General features: G+C 63.2%; 16 protein-coding genes. 6 read left to right on the top strand and 10 right to left on the bottom strand.

Features of this window, described 5'->3' with window-relative positions; genetic code table 11:
* Window positions 1-6 precede the first annotated feature (6 nt).
* The 4 genes from AC0L3D_RS15650 to AC0L3D_RS15635 form a co-directional block, all read right to left on the bottom strand.
* Window positions 7-1038 (bottom strand): esterase-like activity of phytase family protein, encoded by a 1032-nt coding sequence (locus tag AC0L3D_RS15650; protein WP_473644939.1) that lies wholly within the window; start codon window positions 1036-1038, stop codon window positions 7-9.
* Entirely contained in the window at window positions 1035-2933 is a 1899-nt protein-coding gene (gene cobT / locus AC0L3D_RS15645) for a cobaltochelatase subunit CobT (protein ID WP_473644937.1), read from the bottom strand. Before cobT ends, AC0L3D_RS15650 begins: the two co-directional genes overlap by 4 nt.
* 454 nt (window positions 2934-3387) lie before the next feature.
* Complete coding sequence (cobS, locus tag AC0L3D_RS15640; protein ID WP_091593508.1) at window positions 3388-4374, bottom strand: cobaltochelatase subunit CobS; 987 nt, start codon at window positions 4372-4374, stop codon at window positions 3388-3390.
* 117 nt (window positions 4375-4491) lie between these two features.
* Complete coding sequence (locus AC0L3D_RS15635; protein WP_036262308.1) at window positions 4492-5121, bottom strand: J domain-containing protein; 630 nt, start codon at window positions 5119-5121, stop codon at window positions 4492-4494.
* Between the two features lie 191 nt (window positions 5122-5312).
* Between AC0L3D_RS15635 and AC0L3D_RS15630 the strand changes: the two genes are divergently transcribed.
* Window positions 5313-5615: a BolA family protein gene (locus AC0L3D_RS15630; RefSeq protein WP_473644935.1), complete on the top strand. Its 303-nt coding sequence runs from the start codon at window positions 5313-5315 to the stop codon at window positions 5613-5615.
* Between the two features lie 129 nt (window positions 5616-5744).
* Here AC0L3D_RS15630 and AC0L3D_RS15625 read toward each other — a convergent pair whose 3' ends face one another.
* The 4 genes from AC0L3D_RS15625 to AC0L3D_RS15610 form a co-directional block, all read right to left on the bottom strand.
* On the bottom strand, window positions 5745-6548 hold the full coding sequence (locus AC0L3D_RS15625) for an alpha/beta hydrolase (RefSeq protein WP_473644933.1): 804 nt from the start codon (window positions 6546-6548) through the stop codon (window positions 5745-5747).
* Between the two features lie 85 nt (window positions 6549-6633).
* On the bottom strand, window positions 6634-7527 hold the full coding sequence (locus AC0L3D_RS15620) for an HlyC/CorC family transporter (protein WP_128246073.1): 894 nt from the start codon (window positions 7525-7527) through the stop codon (window positions 6634-6636).
* Complete coding sequence (gene aroB / locus AC0L3D_RS15615; protein WP_287238211.1) at window positions 7524-8729, bottom strand: 3-dehydroquinate synthase; 1206 nt, start codon at window positions 8727-8729, stop codon at window positions 7524-7526. Before aroB ends, AC0L3D_RS15620 begins: the two co-directional genes overlap by 4 nt.
* Window positions 8726-9331 carry a shikimate kinase gene (locus tag AC0L3D_RS15610; RefSeq protein ID WP_473644930.1) on the bottom strand — a complete coding sequence of 202 codons (606 nt, stop codon included), beginning with the start codon at window positions 9329-9331 and terminating at the stop codon, window positions 8726-8728. The genes aroB and AC0L3D_RS15610 overlap by 4 nt, the downstream gene beginning before the upstream one ends.
* Window positions 9332-9604: 273 nt before the next feature.
* Between AC0L3D_RS15610 and AC0L3D_RS15605 the strand changes: the two genes are divergently transcribed.
* From AC0L3D_RS15605 to AC0L3D_RS15585, 5 genes are all read left to right on the top strand, one after another.
* Window positions 9605-9757, top strand: a complete 153-nt coding sequence (locus AC0L3D_RS15605; protein WP_091593135.1) for a histidine kinase — start codon at window positions 9605-9607, stop codon at window positions 9755-9757.
* Between the two features lie 5 nt (window positions 9758-9762).
* Window positions 9763-10680 (top strand): site-specific tyrosine recombinase XerD, encoded by a 918-nt coding sequence (locus AC0L3D_RS15600; RefSeq protein WP_473644928.1) that lies wholly within the window; start codon window positions 9763-9765, stop codon window positions 10678-10680.
* 99 nt (window positions 10681-10779) lie between these two features.
* A complete protein-coding gene (locus tag AC0L3D_RS15595) occupies window positions 10780-11730 on the top strand; it encodes an acetyl-CoA carboxylase carboxyltransferase subunit alpha (protein WP_128246070.1) in 951 nt (316 codons plus the stop codon).
* A gap of 293 nt (window positions 11731-12023) precedes the next feature.
* Window positions 12024-13352, top strand: coding sequence for a L,D-transpeptidase family protein (locus AC0L3D_RS15590; protein ID WP_473644926.1), 1329 nt, complete (start codon window positions 12024-12026; stop codon window positions 13350-13352).
* A gap of 5 nt (window positions 13353-13357) precedes the next feature.
* Complete coding sequence (locus AC0L3D_RS15585) at window positions 13358-13636, top strand: sulfurtransferase TusA family protein (RefSeq protein WP_023797173.1); 279 nt, start codon at window positions 13358-13360, stop codon at window positions 13634-13636.
* 161 nt (window positions 13637-13797) lie between these two features.
* Here AC0L3D_RS15585 and AC0L3D_RS15580 read toward each other — a convergent pair whose 3' ends face one another.
* Complete coding sequence (locus tag AC0L3D_RS15580) at window positions 13798-14907, bottom strand: CobW family GTP-binding protein (protein ID WP_473644925.1); 1110 nt, start codon at window positions 14905-14907, stop codon at window positions 13798-13800.
* A 4-nt stretch (window positions 14908-14911) separates the two neighbouring features.
* Window positions 14912-16171, bottom strand: a complete 1260-nt coding sequence (locus AC0L3D_RS15575) for a D-alanyl-D-alanine carboxypeptidase family protein (protein WP_473644923.1) — start codon at window positions 16169-16171, stop codon at window positions 14912-14914.
* Window positions 16172-16400: the final 229 nt, after the last annotated feature.

The following is a 16400-nucleotide window of genomic DNA, read 5'->3' as shown; positions in this document are numbered from 1 at the left end:
CGCCTCTCAATCCTCGTGCAGCACAAATTCCAGATACAGATTACGCTGTAGCATCGAGTGGTTGTCGTCCGAAACCAGCGACACCATCAGCGCGCCGTCGTCGCGGGTCCAGACGTCGAGCCCTTCCATATTGTCGATCTGGTAGCCCATGTCGGCTTCCATCAGCATCGGCCCGTCGGCAACCGCGCCCTTCTCGACGCTTTCGCCATAGATGCGCCGCAGCCGCATCTTGACGCCGCCGGCCATCGAAAAGCTGCGCTCCAAAAGCAAGAGGTCGCCGTCCGGCAGGAAGGCGCCGTCGGCAATGTCGAAATTGCCGTTGCGCTTGACGGTGAAGACGCCCTTGTGCGGCCCTTCGATAACGGCCGCATAGATGTTGCCTGACTTGTCGAGGCTCTTTTCCGAGACCACGACCAGCCCGCCTTGGTGCTGGCCGTCGGGATTGGCGTGGGTGACGGTCTCAAAGCCGCGATTGCGGCGAAGCTCCCAGGCTGGAATCAGGAAGTCGAGTTGCCTGAACGGCGGCTTCATGTCGCCCGGTTCGATCTTGAACTGTGCAATGCGGTGATCGCGCTCGAAGCCGACTGTGGCAATGCCGTCCTTGAGCGCAAGGCCTTCGGCGTCGACCTCCCATTTCTCGGCGATCAGCTGGCCTGCCTCGTCGGCCATCTGCTGCATACGGAAATTCCGGATGCCGGATGGGCGCTTGTCGGCATCATGGGTGACGGTGCCGAAGAACCAGAAACCGGTGTCGGCGACGCCGATGAAATCACTGCCGGGCTTGCGGAAGCGAAACGCCGACAGCGCGCCTAAATCGCGTGACGGCGAGGTCATTTCCAGCCCGCCGACGAATTCGAGCGGGCCGAACCGCTTTTCATCACCGCCGATATGAAACCTGTTTATCAGCCGTGCCGAGATTTCGATCGGCTCGACCGCAACGGTGCCGGCAGCGATGGGAGGCGACAAGGCGATGCCGGCAACGAACAGGGCTGTGGCGGCGAAAAGCGTCTGCCGAAAGCCGCCCCGCGAAAAAATCATCCGGCGCGCCGCATGCCGCCGCGTCGCGTGTCGCGCGTACTTTCCTCGCCAAACAGCGAGGCCAGTTGCTCGGTCATGGCGCCGGCCAGTTCCTCGGCATCGACGATGGTGACGGCGCGGCGATAGTAGCGGGTCACGTCGTGGCCGATGCCGATGGCCAGGAGCTCGACCGGCGAGCGCGTCTCGATCAATTCGATCACCGCGCGCAGATGCCGTTCGAGATAGTTGCCCGGATTGACCGACAGCGTCGAATCGTCGACCGGCGCACCGTCCGAGATCATCATCAGGATCTTGCGCTGCTCCGGCCGGGCGATCAGGCGGTTGTGCGCCCACAGCAGCGCCTCACCGTCGATGTTTTCCTTGAGCAGGCCCTCGCGCATCATCAGGCCGAGATTGCGCCGCGCCCGCCGCCATGGATGGTCGGCGGATTTGTAGATGATGTGGCGCAGATCGTTGAGCCGCCCAGGATTTGGCGGCTTGCCTTCCTTCAGCCATTTCTCGCGTGCCTGCCCGCCCTTCCAGGCGCGGGTGGTGAAGCCGAGGATCTCGACCGAGACGCCGCAGCGTTCCAGCGTGCGCGCCAGAATGTCGGCGCAGGTGGCGGCGACGGTGATCGGCCGGCCGCGCATCGAGCCCGAATTGTCGAGCACCAGCGTCACCACCGTGTCGCGGAATTTGGTGTCGCGCTCCTGCTTGAAGGACAGCGGCTGCATCGGGTCGATGACGACGCGCACCAGCCGCGCCGGATCGAGATAACCCTCTTCGAGATCGAAATCCCAGGACCGGTTCTGCTGCGCCATCAGGCGGCGCTGCAGCCGGTTGGCCAGCCGGCCGACGACGCCGGACAGGTTGGCAAGCTGCTTGTCGAGGAAGGCGCGCAGCCGATCCAGCTCTTCCTCTTCGCACAGATCCTCCGCACCCACCGTCTCGTCGAAGGCGGTGGTGAAGACCTTGTAATCGATCTCCTTCGACAGATTGGAGAAGGGATTGTCGTTGCGGCGCGCCTCGCCGGGCGTCTCGGCATCGGCATCTTCATCGTCGGACAGCTCATCGGCGGTAGCATCGGATGCCTCCGTCTCGGCCGATTGCTCGTCGTCGGACGACGCCTCGGTATCGTCCGACTGCGACTGCTCGGAGCCGGAAGCGTCCTCGCCGCCCTCCTCGCTCTGCTCCTCGCCTTGCGGCTGGTTTTCATCGTTGTCTTCGGAGTCTTCGGTCTCCTGGTCGTCGCCGAGTTCCTCGGCCATTTCCATGGAAGCCAGCATCTCGCGCACGACACGGGCGAAGGCCTGCTGGTCGTCGAGCTTTGCCGACAGTCCGTCGAGATCGGCACTTGCCTTCTCCTCGACCCAAGGGCGCCAGAGGTCGACCAGCCGCTCGCCGCTCTTCGGCACGGCGCGGCCGGTCAGCTTTTCGCGCACCATCAGGGCCAGCGCCTCCTCGATCGGCGCATCGGCCTTGTCCTTGACGTCGATGAGGTTGGCCCTGGCGTATTTGTCCTCGAGCATCGAGCCGATATTGTCGGCCACACCCTGCATGGCGCGGGAGCCGATCGCCTCGACGCGGGCCTGCTCGACCGCATCATAGATGGCGCGGGCCTGCTTGCCCTCCGGCGCCAGCCTGGTGTGGATGCGCGTGTCGTGGCAGGCGCGCTTCAGCGCCATGGAATCGCCGAGCCCGCGGGTGATGGCGATGTCAGCCTTCGAGGCTTTCTTCGGCAGTTCAGGCAACCGGGCGCGGCTGCCGGCGAGCGCCGGCCGATCCTTGGCGAAACCGACTTCGAGGTCCTTGTCGCCGGCAATCGCGCGCATGCAGACGGTGACGGCGCGCTTGAAGCTGTCGGCTTCAGACCCCGTCTTCGACTTGTTGCGCGTGTTGTCGCCCGGACCCGCCACTTACAGTACCTCTTCTCCTGCCGCTAGTATCAGCTTCTTCACCGCAGCCTGCTGAATATCTTTGAGCCGCGCTGGATCGCCCGCACAGTCTTCCTGATCTAGCGCTCCTGGACTAGCGCCTTTCGGCGTCGAGATGGTCCCGGTCCGGATATCGATCTGCCAGGCACTCGACCACGCACCGCCATTGTGACAAATTGAGTAGACGCAAACCACTCGAACCGTTTTACCGCTGTTACGTGCATCCCCGCAGGACGCGCCGCGCTCGGTCATCTCGCGGGTGAAGAAACTCTGCGATTGGCTTAGCTGTTTAAGACGCGCGCTCCCGTCAGCAGCGTCAAGGTTCCGAAAAAAATCTCGATCAGTACCGGGTCGGATCGTCTCAATCGAACAACCAACCAGGGTTGCGAGAAAGATGCCTGCAATCAGGGACGATCGAGCACGCCCGTCCAAATCGTTAGCCCAGAACCACGTTGGCGGCGCTCTCCGGCAAATCCTGGCCGAAGGCGCGCTGGTAGAACTCGGCCACGAGCGAGCGCTCCAGCTCGTCGCACTTGTTGAGGAAGGTCAGCCTGAACGCCATGCCGATATCGCCGAAGATCTCGGCATTCTCGGCCCAGGTGATGACCGTGCGCGGGCTCATGACGGTCGAAAGGTCGCCATTGATAAAGGCCGAACGCGTCATGTCGGCGACACGCACCATCTTGTTGACGATCTCCTTGCCCTTGGCATCGCGATAGTGCTTGGCCTTGGCCAGCACGATGTTCACCTCATTGTCGTGCGGCAGATAGTTCAGCGTGGTGACGATCGACCAGCGATCCATCTGCGCCTGATTGATCTGCTGGGTGCCGTGATAGAGGCCGGTGGTATCGCCAAGACCGACGGTGTTGGCGGTCGAGAACAGCCGGAACGCCGGATGCGGGCGGATGACCCGGCTCTGGTCGAGCAGCGTCAGCCGGCCGGACGATTCCAGCACGCGCTGGATGACGAACATCACGTCCGGGCGGCCGGCATCGTACTCGTCGAAGCACAGCGCGACATTGTGCTGGTAGGCCCAGGGCAGGATGCCGTCGCGGAATTCGGTGATCTGCAGCCCTTCCTTGACGACGATGGCGTCCTTGCCGACGAGGTCGATGCGGCTGACATGACTGTCGAGATTGACGCGCACCATTGGCCAGTTGAGGCGGGCGGCGACCTGCTCGATATGCGTCGACTTGCCGGTGCCGTGATAGCCCGACACCATGACGCGGCGGTTGTAGGCAAAGCCGGCGAGGATCGCCATCGTCGTGTTCTTGTCGAACAGATAGTCGGGATCGATGTCGGGCACATGCTCGCTCGTCACGGAATAGGCAGGCACCACCATTTTGGACTCGAAGCCGAATTTCTCCTTCACCGGCACGGTGGTGTCGGGCAGGTTGGCGATGTCGCGATCGACCTTGTTCATCTTTATCAACGTCTCCACGGGCGAAGCGCCTGATTTCGCCGGCAATCGATTTTGTCCGGGGGCGGTCTTAGAGCCTTTTCCAACCTTATGAAAGTTGGAAAACGACACGGAGGTCGCTCAGCACAATCCTGCCTGCTTGAGCACGCGATAGGCCTGGAGCACATCGCGGAACCGGTCTTCCGAACCTCTGTCGCCGCCATTCGCATCCGGATGGTGGCGTTTCACCAGTTCCTTATAACGCGCCTTGATATCCTTGCCAGTCGCCTTTGTATCAAGGCCAAGCGTTTCCAGCGCCTTGGCCTCAAGCGGCTTGGCCTTGCGCTCACGCGCCTCGCGCGGATCCTTCGGGCCTTTGAACAGGTCGAACGGATCGCGCATGCGGTTGTAGTAGCCGGCGCGGCCGGAGCGCTGCTGGGCGAAATCGGGCGAGGAGCGCGTCGAAGCGCCGTTGACGCCCATCTTCCATGTCGGCCGGTGGCCGGTCATCGCTTCCTTTTGGAAGCGGGCGATCTCGGTATCGGGGACACCGGAGAAATAATTGAAGCCCTTGTTGTACTCACGCACATGATCGAAGCAGAACTGAAAATACTCGCCCTCCTTCATGCGCCCGACCGGCGCCCGATGGGTGCCGGCCTCCTTGCAACCGTCCCACTGGCAGATCGGCGAACGAGACTTCAGCTCCGCATCCTTCTCCGGGCGGATGCGAATTTTCTCGAAATATTTGGGGTACGGTTTCATCTCACCCATTTATGGGCTGTTCGCCGGTGCGAAACAAGAATTGACATTTTCGCGATGATCGCCCTAACCGCTGAATCGCGGCATAAAGCGGGCGATCGGCGAATTTTGTCGCGACGGCGGCGCCGCGCGTCCTTCCAGACGCGCAAAGGCCGCCGATTTTCGGGGGTTGCACCCGCCATATGTGGTGAAGGGAAGTAAGAATGTCCATACAGTCGACGATTGAAGGCAAGTTGAAGAAGGCGTTCTCGCCGGAGCGGCTGGTCATCGTCAACGAAAGCCATCTCCATGCCGGCCATCACCATCAGGACTCCGACCATCACGGCACCTATGACGGCACCGGTGAGACGCATTTCCGCGTCCGCATCGTCTCCTCGGCCTTTGCCGGCATGAGCCGCATCGAGCGCCATCGCGCGGTCAACGCATTGCTGGCCGACGAATTGAAGGCTGGTGTCCATGCGCTGGCGATCGAGCCGGCCGCGCCGGACGAAAAGACCAGATGGTAGCCACTAGAGCAATTCCAGGAAAAGTGTGAAACGGTTTTCCCGGGAAAAGCGCATAGCGCTTTCCCTAGGGAATTGCGCAAAAACAAAGAGATAGAGCGGTTCGGCGTTTTCGTGAAACGATGAACCGCTCTATCCGAGCGCTGCCTTCAGGAAAATCATCACCGCACCGGTCAACGCGTCGCCTTCGTCGCCGAAATCGCGATTGATCGACATGTGCGAATAGGCGCTGCCATCGAACGGTGTCACCTCCGTTCCGGTCGCCTGCAGGCGACCGGCGAAGGCCCGTGAGGCTGCCGCACGACCCGTTGCACGCGAATAGGCGATGAAGGTCGGCGGATGTTTGCGGCTCCCGACATGAGCGGCAGGCGACAGCGCTCGCCACTGCGCCGGGTCGGGAAAGGCCTTTGCATAGGCCCGTGTCATGCCGCCGCTCCTCGCAAGCGCCTCCAGGTCATAAGCCCTGGTATCGTTCAGAACCAGCGCCGCGACGCCGGGCAGACCGCCGCGCAGCCCGGTCAGTGCGGCGAGCTGGCTGCCGGCCGAATGGCCCATCACCGCAATCCGGTTCGGATCGCCGCCATATCTGGCGATGCTGGCGCGCACGTAGCGATAGGCCTGCTCGACATCGTTGGCCTGGGTGGCGACATCAGCCTCAGGCAGCATCCGGTAGTCGATCGAGACGAAGCAGAAGCCATTGTCGAGCAGGAACTCCGGCTTGACGTCGACGTTGGTGCGATTGCCGGCTCGCCAGGCACCGCCATGGATGAAAACGATCACAGGCAGGGAGCTGGCGCCGGCGCGCGCGTAGATGTCGAGCCTGGCCGGTCCGTAGTCGATGGTTTGCGGAGATGGCGAAAGCCGGCGCGATGCCGCCGCAGCGCTGGCCGTCGACAAAGCCATCGACATCAAAAGCAGGGTTCGCCGATCGATCACCGTCACCTCCAGACAGCCCGGTCGAAAGTGCACGCCGGCGCGGCGAGCGTCCAGGATTGATTAGCCGCGAAAGAACCTATCAGAACTAAATCTCGCCGGCCGGCCTGATCCTCAGCCTTGCAATCCGGTTCTTGTCGCGCTTCATGACGACGAAGCGCTTGCCGTGAAAGGTGAAAGCCTGCTTCTCGTCCGGGATCAATTGCGTCTCGTGGATGACGAGACCGGCAATGGTGGTGGCTTCTTCGTCCGGCAGGTCCCAGTCGAGCGCGCGGTTCAGGTCGCGGATCGACACAGTGCCGTCGACGACGACGGAGCCGTCGGCTTCCTGCTTGACGCCCTGTATGTCGATATCGTGCTCGTCGGCGATCTCGCCGACGATCTCCTCGATGATGTCCTCCAGCGTCACCAGCCCCTCGACCTCGCCATACTCGTCGACGACGATAGCGAAATGCGCCTTGCGCCGCAGGAAGGCGTTGAGCTGTTCCTGCAGCGTCGTGGTATCGGGCACGAACCACGGTTTTGAAGCGATCTTCATCACATCGATCTTGGAAAAGTCGTTGCCGACATCGTTCAACGCGCGCAGCAGGTCCTTGGCGTGCAGCACGCCGACGATGTTGTCGAGCGAGCCCTTCCACAAGGGCATGCGGGTATGCGGGCTCTGCAGGATCTCGCGCACCACCGCCTCCGGCCCATTGTCAGCATTGACCGAGCGCATGTTGGTGCGATGGACCATGACATCGGACACTTCGAGCTCATCGAGATCGGACAGGCGACCGATGCGGGCGCGATCCTCGCGCACCACCTGTCCGTCGCGACGAAAATCGTCGATGGCGCTGCGCGATTCGTCATGCTTCGAATGCTGCGGCTCGATGCGCTGCAATTCATAGCCGAAGGCGGCGAGCAGACGCGCGCGAAAGGCAAAGGCGAGCAGGCCGAGCCCGGCAAGGACAGCAGCGACAATCCAGCCGGCCTCGCTCATCCCGGTCGGCCTCTCGGCTGACCCGGTCGGCCTCTCGGCTGACCCGGTCGGCCTCCCGGCCGACCCGGGCGGCTGTTCTGCTGACCCGGATGGTTCTCCCTCAGAAACGACAGCACTTCCGACGCCGGCACATCCTTGGCGATGAAGGCCTGGCCGATGCCGCGCGTCAGGATGAAGGTCAGCGCGCCGCGCGACACCTTCTTGTCCTGGGTGATAAAGGCAAGCAGCGCTTCTGGATTAGGCAATTCACCCGGAATATCGGCCATGCGCCAGGGCAGGCCAACGGCGCGAAGATGCGCCTCGACGCGCGCCGCATCGTCGGGACTTGCCAGGTTGAGGCGTGACGAAAAGCGATATGCCAGCGCCATGCCGATGGCGACGCCCTCGCCGTGGACGAGACGGGCGCTGTCATATTGGGTGGCGCCCTCGAGCGCGTGGCCGAACGTGTGGCCGAGATTGAGCAGCGCGCGGTCGCCGGTCTCGAACTCGTCGCGGCCGACGACATCGGCCTTGGCGCGGCAAGCCTCGGCGATGGCCTCGGTCCGCTGCGGGCCGCCGGCGAACACCTTGCCCCAGTTTTCCTCCAGCCAGGCGAAGAAGTCGGGGCGATCGATGAGCCCGTACTTGGCGAGTTCGGCGTAACCCGCCCGGAATTCCCGGATCGGCAGCGTGTCGAGCACTTCGGTGTCGGCCAGCACCAGTTTCGGCTGATGGAAGACGCCGACGAGGTTCTTGCCGCGCGCACTGTTGATGCCGGTCTTGCCGCCGACGGAAGAGTCGACCTGCGCCAGCAGCGACGTCGGGATCTGCACGAAATTCATGCCGCGGCGCACGATGCCGGCGGCAAATCCGGCCAGATCGCCGATGACGCCGCCACCGAGCGCGACGACGACATCGCCGCGTTCCAGTCTTGCGGCGAGCACGCCGTCCACCACCTCTTCGAGATGCGCGAAACTCTTGGTCTTTTCCCCCGCCGGCAGCGTGATGACCGCAGGCTGGATGCCGCCCTTTTCAAGGCCGGCCTTCAACGTCTCGAGGTGGGCGGCGGCGACATTGATGTCGGTGACCACCGCGGCGCGCGTGCCGGGCAGGCGGCGCGAAATCTCGGTGCCGGCGCGCAACAGCAGGCCGGAGCCGATCAATATGTCATAGGCGCGATCGCCGAGCCCGACTTCGACGGTGACTGTCGCATTGCTGCTCACGAGCCCACCTCGCCTGTCGCGGCTGCCACGCCGAAATACCCGCAAAGCGCGTTCACCACCTCGGCGGCGATGACCTCCTTGCGATCGTCGCGGGTCGGCACGGTAACATCGGCGCTTGCGTAGACCGGATAACGCTCGGCCATCAACCGCTCGATCACTGCACGGGGATCGGCGCTTTTCAAGAGCGGCCGGTTCTGCTTCTTGGAAACGCGGTCCATCAACAGGTCGATCTCGGCCTTCAGCCATACCGACACGCCATGGCCGGCAATGGCCTCCCGCGTCGGCGCGCTCATGAAGGCGCCGCCGCCCGTCGACAGCACCTGCGGGCCGTGTTCCAATATGCGCAGGATGACGCGCTGCTCCAGCGCCCGGAACTCGGGCTCGCCATAGCGTTCGAACAGTTCCGGGACGCTCATCCGCGACACGCTTTCAATTTCCTGATCACTGTCCATGAAAGGCAGTCCCAGCATCCCCGCCACCTTGCGGCCGATCGCCGTCTTGCCGGCGCCCATAAGACCGACAAAGACGATGGAACGGCTGCCCAGCCGGCCGAGCAGCACGGCATGGCTCTCATCGGGAGGATTGGCTGGCAACGCGTTCATGACACCATGATGTTTCTAAGCAGGTTCAGCAAAGCTATCCCAGGTTTTGCGGCAGAACCTGCGACAAGGCAAAGAATCCAGGCAGGCATTTTCGGGCTAGCCCACGAATGCCTGCTTAGACCCTCTTTGCCGGCGTATCGACATCAAAAGCCTGATTGCGTCAAGCGTGGCGCCGCCGCACGTCGTCCGCGCTTCGCCCTTGAATTGGCCGGATTGGCGTCTCATAAGGGCACTGGGTTTGGAAACGCAGAACAACAAGACGGGCGAGAATTGATGCCGACACTGTTCCGCTTTGTCGTGACGCTCACGATTCTGGCCGGCATTGTCTATGGCGCGATGTTCGCTCTGGCGATGTTCGTCGAGCCGAGAAAGGCCGAAATGAGCGTGCGCATCCCTCCCGAAAAGCTCATTCCCAAGAAAAACTGAGAGACATGAACAGCGCGGCCCGCATCGAAGCCTTTCTGGAAATGATGAGCGCCGAGCGCGGCGCTGCCGAAAACACGCTTTCCAGCTATCGCCGCGACCTCGAAGACGCATCAGCGGAGATCGACGGCGGGCTCGCTGGTGCCGCCGCCACCGATATCCGCAACTATCTCGACGATATAGCCGCACGCGGTTTTGCCGCCACCTCGCAGGCACGCAAGCTGTCGGCGATGCGCCAGTTCTTCAAGTTCCTCTACGCCGAGGGTCTGCGCGGCGACGACCCGACCGGAACCCTCGACGGTCCGAAGAAGGGCCGGCCGCTGCCGAAGACGATGAGCGAGGCCGACACCGGCCGGCTGATCGACCGTGCGGCGCAGGAGGCAGCTGGCGCCTCGCTGAACGATGGCGACGGCCTGGCGGCGCTGCGTCTGCATGCGCTGGTCGAGGTGCTCTACGCCACCGGCCTGCGGGTTTCCGAACTGGTCGGCCTGCCGGTGACGGTGGCGTTGCGCGACGATCGTTTCTTCATGGTGCGCGGCAAGGGTGACAAGGAACGCATGGTGCCGCTGTCGGCAAAGGCGCGCATCGCCATGCGGGCCTGGCTCGCTGCCCGGGCAACGGTGCCGGCTTTGGCGGACAGCCCGTTCCTGTTTCCGGCGGCAAGCGACAGCGGCTATCTCTCCAGGCAGGTCTTCGCCCGCGACCTGAAGGGCCTTGCCGCGCGGGCCGGCATCGCCTCAGCGAAAATATCGCCGCATGTGCTGCGCCATGCTTTTGCCAGCCATCTCCTGCAGAACGGCGCCGATCTCAGGGCCGTGCAGCAGTTGCTTGGCCATGCCGATATTTCAACGACGCAGATTTACACACATGTTCTGGAGGAGCGGCTGGTGCGGCTGGTCAACGATCATCATCCGCTTGCCGACTAGGCGTCATATCGCTATGTGAGGACGACGTTCCACCGCCCGGAGCCTCTATTTCCTAGGTTCCGTCAGTCATTGCCTCCCGGCTTATCGGTCCGCTCAAGAATGTACAATTACCTCGATTTCGAAAAGCCGGTCGCCGATCTCGAAGGCAAGATCCTCGAGCTGAAGAAGCTCGCCGAGAATGGCGAGGCGGTCGATGTCGGCGATGAGATCAGCCGTCTCGAGAAACGCGTGCGCGACGCATTGCGCGACACTTATAAGGCACTGACCCCGTGGCAGAAGGTGCAGGTGGCGCGCCATCCGGACAGGCCGCATTGCGTCGACTACATCAAGGGGCTGTTCAACGATTTCACGCCGCTTGCCGGCGACCGCAATTTCGGCGAGGACCAGGCGATCGTCGGCGGCTTCGCCCGCTTCCGCGGCGAGCCGGTGGCGATCATCGGCCAGGAAAAGGGCTCGGACACGGCCAGCCGGCTGAGGCATAATTTCGGCTCGGTGCGGCCGGAGGGCTATCGCAAGGCGGTGCGGCTGATGGAACTCGCCGACCGCTTCAATATCCCGTTGCTGACGCTGGTCGACACGGCCGGCGCCTATCCGGGCGTCAACGCCGAGGAGCGCGGCCAGGCCGAAGCCATCGCCCGCTCGACCTCGGCCTGTCTTCGCCTGAAGGTGCCGTCGATCTCGGTGGTCATCGGCGAAGGCGGCTCGGGCGGTGCCATCGCGATCGCCACCGCCAACCGCGTCTACATGCTCGAGCACGCCATCTATTCGGTGATCTCGCCGGAGGGCGCCGCCTCGATCCTGTGGCGCGACACCACCCGCTCGAAGGATGCGGCGACCAACATGAAGATCACCGCTCAGGATCTGCTGGAGCTCAAGATCATCGACGCCATCGTTCCCGAACCGCTCGGCGGCGCCCATCGTGGCCCGGATACGGTGATTGCCGCCACCGGCGATCTCATCGCCAAAACGATGAAGGAATTCTCCGGCGCCAACACCGATTTTCGTGAGCAGCGCCGCGAGAAATATCTGACTATGGGGCGAAACCTCTAGACTATGATCCCGAACCGAGGCTCAGCGCAGCAAAAAGTGGGTACCGGTTTTCGCAAAAGGCGTGGTCGAACAAGAGGATTCAGGCCGGCCGATTTCAGTCGGACGGACCGCCGGACGGTTTCGACGCCGCAATGTGGCGAGATTAAGCACCTTCGCCACAAAAATGCCGCTGCGCTCGTTTCAATCGGATTGCCGTAAGGCCCGGCGCTGCGGTAAGGAATTTTCAAGGTTAACGGGCTTAGGGTTGGGCCTGTCGGCCCTGATGCCTGCGGTCCGAAAGAAAAGACATAGCCATGTTTGCCAAGCTTGCCCGCACCGCACTTGTGATTGCCGCGATAGGCGTCGCTGGCTGCAATGATTCTTCGATGAAGGATTTTGCCCCCCACGCCAACAAGCCGTTGCCCGAAAAAATCCTGGCCAGCATGAAGGCCAAGGGCATGACCCGCACCTCGCCGGTGATGGCCCGCATCTTCAAGGAAGAGGGCAAGCTCGAAATCTGGAAGGCCAAGACCAACGATCGCTATGACTTGGTCGCCAGCTACGACATCTGCAAATGGTCGGGCAAGCTGGGCCCCAAATACACCGAAGGCGACCGCCAGGCGCCGGAGGGCTTCTATACGGTCCGTCCGGCGCAGATGAATCCGCGGTCGAGCTACCACCTTGCCTTCAACATCGGCTATCCCAACGTCTACGACCGCGCCAATGGCCGCACCGGTTCCCATCTGATGGTCCATGGCGCCTGCTCGTCGTCGGGCTGTTATTCGATGACCGACGCGCAGATCGAGCAGATCTACGCCTTCGGCCGCGACGCTTTCCAGGGCGGGCAGACCGAGTTCCAGATCCAGGCCTTTCCGTTCCGCATGACCGCCGCCAACATGGCGCGCTATCGCAAAGATCCGAACTACGAATTCTGGAAGATGCTGAAGGTCGGCTACGACAATTTCGAGATCACGAAAGTGCCGCCGAAGGTCGATGTCTGCGAGAAGCGCTATGTCTTCAACCAGGTCGCGCCTGACGGCGAGACCTTCGATCCGACCGGCGCCTGCCCTGCGACGACGCAGCCGGATTCGCTGAAGAGCGCCTTCAATGCCTACCAGAGCACCTACGAGGCGGCTTTCAGCGGCGCGGTCAAGGCCAGCGTGCCGGCGCCCAAGCCGACCATCGGCGGGATCAAGGAAGCCAGCATCGTTTCCGAGTGGTCGAAGAAACGCGCCCGTGGCGAACGCGTGCCGATCGATCCGCCGTCGTTCAACGCCGACGGCTCGGTGACCGAGACGGCGCGCATGGGCCGCATCGATTCGCCGGCGGGCCGCAAGATGGCCGCGCTCGACGCGGAGAAGGCCGCCAAGCAGAAGGCCGAGGAGCAAAGGCTTGCCGCTATAGAAGCGGCCAAGGCCGCGAAAGAGGCGGCCAGGGCTCAGGCTCTGGCCGAAAAGCAAACCGCCAGGATCAATTCGCTGGCCGAAGAGGAGGAGGCCAGGGCCGCAGCCGAAGCGCCTGTCGCTACCGCGACAATCGCGTCTTCCCCCGATGCCGCCCCGGCCGCAACGCAGGCGGCGAATGCCGGTGAAAGCAGGACGACAAGGCTGAAGAAGAAGCTGCTCGGCATGTTCGGCGGCTGAGCTTCATGCCTGAACACGGAGATGGGGGCCAGGAAGACAGGCCCTCAACCAGCCCCGCCCCCGCCCCTGTCTACGACCTCAAAGGCCTGAACTGCCCGTTGCCCGTGCTCAAGGCAAAAAAGCGGTTGGCCACAATGCGGCCGGGCAGCCGCCTATGGCTCGAAACCACTGACCCCCTCGCCGTCATCGACATTCCCGCCTTCTGCGCCGAGAGCGGCCATCGATTGATCGAAACGGCAGCGGTTTCCGGCGGCCATCGCTTTCTGGTCGAGCGCGGCGGCTGAGAGCAATCTCCCCCCTCGAGGGGGAGATGGCCGGCAGGCCAGAGGGGGTTGCCTCGCGTGAAGCGCCAACCTTGATCTGCCGCAGGAGGCCGCGTCCGGTCGCGCCGACCCCCTCTGTCGCCTTCGGCGAATCTCCCCCTCGAGGGGGGAGATCAGCCGCTTCACCGCCCGGCGATGGCCAGCGGGTTGTTTTCCAGCGCTGCGCGGTCCGGTGAGTCGATCGACGGCCGGTTGGTGAAGGCGGCAAACAGCCGGCGGACGTAATCTTCCGGCATGTCGAGCGTGATCAGCACCAGCCTTGTGCCGCGTTGGCCGTCCGGCCAGGACGGCAGCCGCGCCGGCGGATGCAGGATCTTCTGGACGCCGTGGACGACCAGTGGCCGCGACGGGTCTTCCAGCAATTCGATGACGCCCTTCATGCGCAACAGGCGCTCGCCATGTGCTGATCGCAACAGGTCGAGGAACATCTCGATCGCCGAAAACGGCACCGGCCCGTCATGAACGAGCGAGTAGGAGCGCACCCGGGAATCGTGCCGATGGTCATGATCGTGGTCATGGTCGCCGTGGTCACCATGGTGGGGGTAGTGACTATGGGCGGCTTCCTCGCCCAGCCAGCGCCGCACGTCGGCGGACTTGGTGGTTGGGTTGTAGAGGCCGCAATCGAACAGCGCCGCTGCATCGGTCCTTCTATCACCCGCATCGAGCAGCTCGGCACCCGGATTGATCTGCCGCAGCCGCGCCCGCAAGGCCTCGACGTCGCGCGGATCGGTGGCCAGATCGGCTTTCGTCAGCACGATGCGGTCGGCGACCGCCGCCTGCTTCACTGCCTCGACATGGGCGTCAAGCGTGGCATCGCCGTTGACCGCGTCGACCAGCGTGATGACGCCGTCGAGCCGGAAGGCCTCGACCAGCGCCGGATGGGCCATGATCGACTGCAGCACCGGCGCCGGATCGGCGAGGCCGGTGGTTTCGATGACGACGCGGGCAAGCCGGGCGATGCGGCCGGTCTGCAGCCGGTCGACGAGATCGGCCAGCGTGTCGACCAGTTCGCCGCGCACCGTGCAGCAGAGACAGCCGTCGGAAAGCTGGATGATCCCGTCGGAGGCCTGTTCGACCAGGAGATGGTCGATCGCCACCTCGCCGAACTCGTTGATGATGACCGCGGTGTCGGCGAGCGCGGGATCCCTGAGCAGCCGGTTGAGCAGCGTCGTCTTGCCGACGCCGAGAAAACCGGTCAGCACCGAGACGGCGATGGGAAAGCCGCTGCTCATCAGACTAGTTCACGGCCTTGGCGGGCTCCTGGGCCGCCGTGGCGGACCCGATCACTGCCGGCTCGGCGCCGGGCGGCGGCGGCAGGTCGGGCCGCCAGCTCGGCAGCGGCACGTCGGCATATTCCTGGCCCGATGCATCGAGCATGGCTTTCGGTATCGGCCCGGTGGCGCCGCCAAGGCCGACTGCGACCAATGTCGGCGCGTGATCGAGTTTTGTTCGATAGGGAGATTTTGCCGCATTCTTATCGCCGACGGGGGGAGCTTCCGACTGCTCCTTAGCCGGCTTCTTCCTGCAAATCTCGTCATTCAGGTTGTTGATCGATGTGGTGTCGCCATAGGAAGGCAGCGCGGCCACCGTCAGCCAGCCCGGTGTCGGCGTGGCAAAGCCGTGGTCGAGCAGCCTGGCGACGGTCTCGGCGCGGGTGATGGCCGACTTCTCGCCAAGCACCACCGCCACCAGCGTGCGCCCGTCGCGTGTTGCCGAGCCGATCATGTTGAAGCCCGAGGGACAGACGAAACCGGTCTTCATGCCGTCGGCGCCGGGATAGCGGCCGATCAGGAGATTGTAATTCGAGATCTGCTTCTTGCCGACGGCCAGGCCCTCGATCGAGAACCATGGGGCATATTGTGGAAATTCCGTGCGGATCGCCATCACCAGCAAGCCGAGATCACGCGCAGTCGTATACTGGTCCGGCGAAAACAGCCCGTTCGGGTTGACGAAATGCGTTCCGGTCATGCCGAGCCGGCGCGCCTCGGCGTTCATGCGTTCGGCGAAAGCGGCCTGCGAACCGCCGATGTTCTCGCCGACGGCCATGGCGACGTCATTGGCCGATTTGACCAGCATCATCTTCAGCGCGTTATCGAGTCGCATGACCGAGCCCGGCTTGAAGCCCATCTTGCTCGGCGGCTCGCTGGCGGAACGCTTGGTGACCTTGATCGGCGAATCGAGCCGGACCTCGCCCGTGACGATCGCGCGGAACGTCACATAGGCGGTCATCAGCTTGGTCAGCGAGGCAGGATACCAGCGCTTGAATGCCTCTTGGTGCTGGAGGATCTTGCCATTCTCCAGGTCGAATACGATCGTCGGATTGGCGAGAGCCGGACCGGCCAGCGCCGCAAGCGCCACGGCGCCCGCCAGCAATGCATGTCGCGCAAAAGCGTGCAGCGGTTTTGCGATAACGACACGCATAGAAACGACAACGCTAAAGCGCATCGCCCGGTCATACGCGACGCGCTTTAGTTTGAGGAAATGCCTGTACCGCATGGTGGAATCCGAAATCGCCTCTTGCCGCAGTCGCCTCTGGCTCCGTAAGATTTGTTACGCGATCGCCAGCATGGTGATCCGGTCCCTCTATCCGGATCACTGTCTTGCGGTGCTATTTAGCCTATGTGACGTCAAGATGGCAAAGTGCCTGAATGACAATTCTAATACAGCAGGCACAATTGCAAAGCAGCAGGCAGAGCCCGTCTGCTCCAACAGCGAGATGGAACAT

The sequence above is a fragment of the Mesorhizobium sp. WSM4837 genome, from assembly GCF_055811435.1.
The sequence above is the reverse complement of the archived record's forward strand: the minus strand, read 5'-3'. Positions and strand labels throughout refer to the sequence as shown.

Coding starts and splice junctions, on each gene's coding strand:
- AC0L3D_RS15650 (WP_473644939.1), bottom strand. CDS start 1,038: ATGATTTTTTCGCGGGGCGGCTTTCGGCAGACGCTTTTCGCCGCCACA.
- AC0L3D_RS15575 (WP_473644923.1), bottom strand. CDS start 16,171: ATGCGGTACAGGCATTTCCTCAAACTAAAGCGCGTCGCGTATGACCGG.
- AC0L3D_RS15630 (WP_473644935.1), top strand. CDS start 5,313: ATGTCCATACAGTCGACGATTGAAGGCAAGTTGAAGAAGGCGTTCTCG.
- AC0L3D_RS15590 (WP_473644926.1), top strand. CDS start 12,024: ATGTTTGCCAAGCTTGCCCGCACCGCACTTGTGATTGCCGCGATAGGC.
- AC0L3D_RS15605 (WP_091593135.1), top strand. CDS start 9,605: ATGCCGACACTGTTCCGCTTTGTCGTGACGCTCACGATTCTGGCCGGC.
- AC0L3D_RS15620 (WP_128246073.1), bottom strand. CDS start 7,527: ATGAGCGAGGCCGGCTGGATTGTCGCTGCTGTCCTTGCCGGGCTCGGC.
- AC0L3D_RS15610 (WP_473644930.1), bottom strand. CDS start 9,331: ATGAACGCGTTGCCAGCCAATCCTCCCGATGAGAGCCATGCCGTGCTG.
- AC0L3D_RS15635 (WP_036262308.1), bottom strand. CDS start 5,121: ATGGGTGAGATGAAACCGTACCCCAAATATTTCGAGAAAATTCGCATC.
- AC0L3D_RS15585 (WP_023797173.1), top strand. CDS start 13,358: ATGCCTGAACACGGAGATGGGGGCCAGGAAGACAGGCCCTCAACCAGC.
- AC0L3D_RS15580 (WP_473644925.1), bottom strand. CDS start 14,907: ATGAGCAGCGGCTTTCCCATCGCCGTCTCGGTGCTGACCGGTTTTCTC.
- AC0L3D_RS15600 (WP_473644928.1), top strand. CDS start 9,763: ATGAACAGCGCGGCCCGCATCGAAGCCTTTCTGGAAATGATGAGCGCC.
- AC0L3D_RS15595 (WP_128246070.1), top strand. CDS start 10,780: ATGTACAATTACCTCGATTTCGAAAAGCCGGTCGCCGATCTCGAAGGC.
- cobS (WP_091593508.1), bottom strand. CDS start 4,374: ATGAACAAGGTCGATCGCGACATCGCCAACCTGCCCGACACCACCGTG.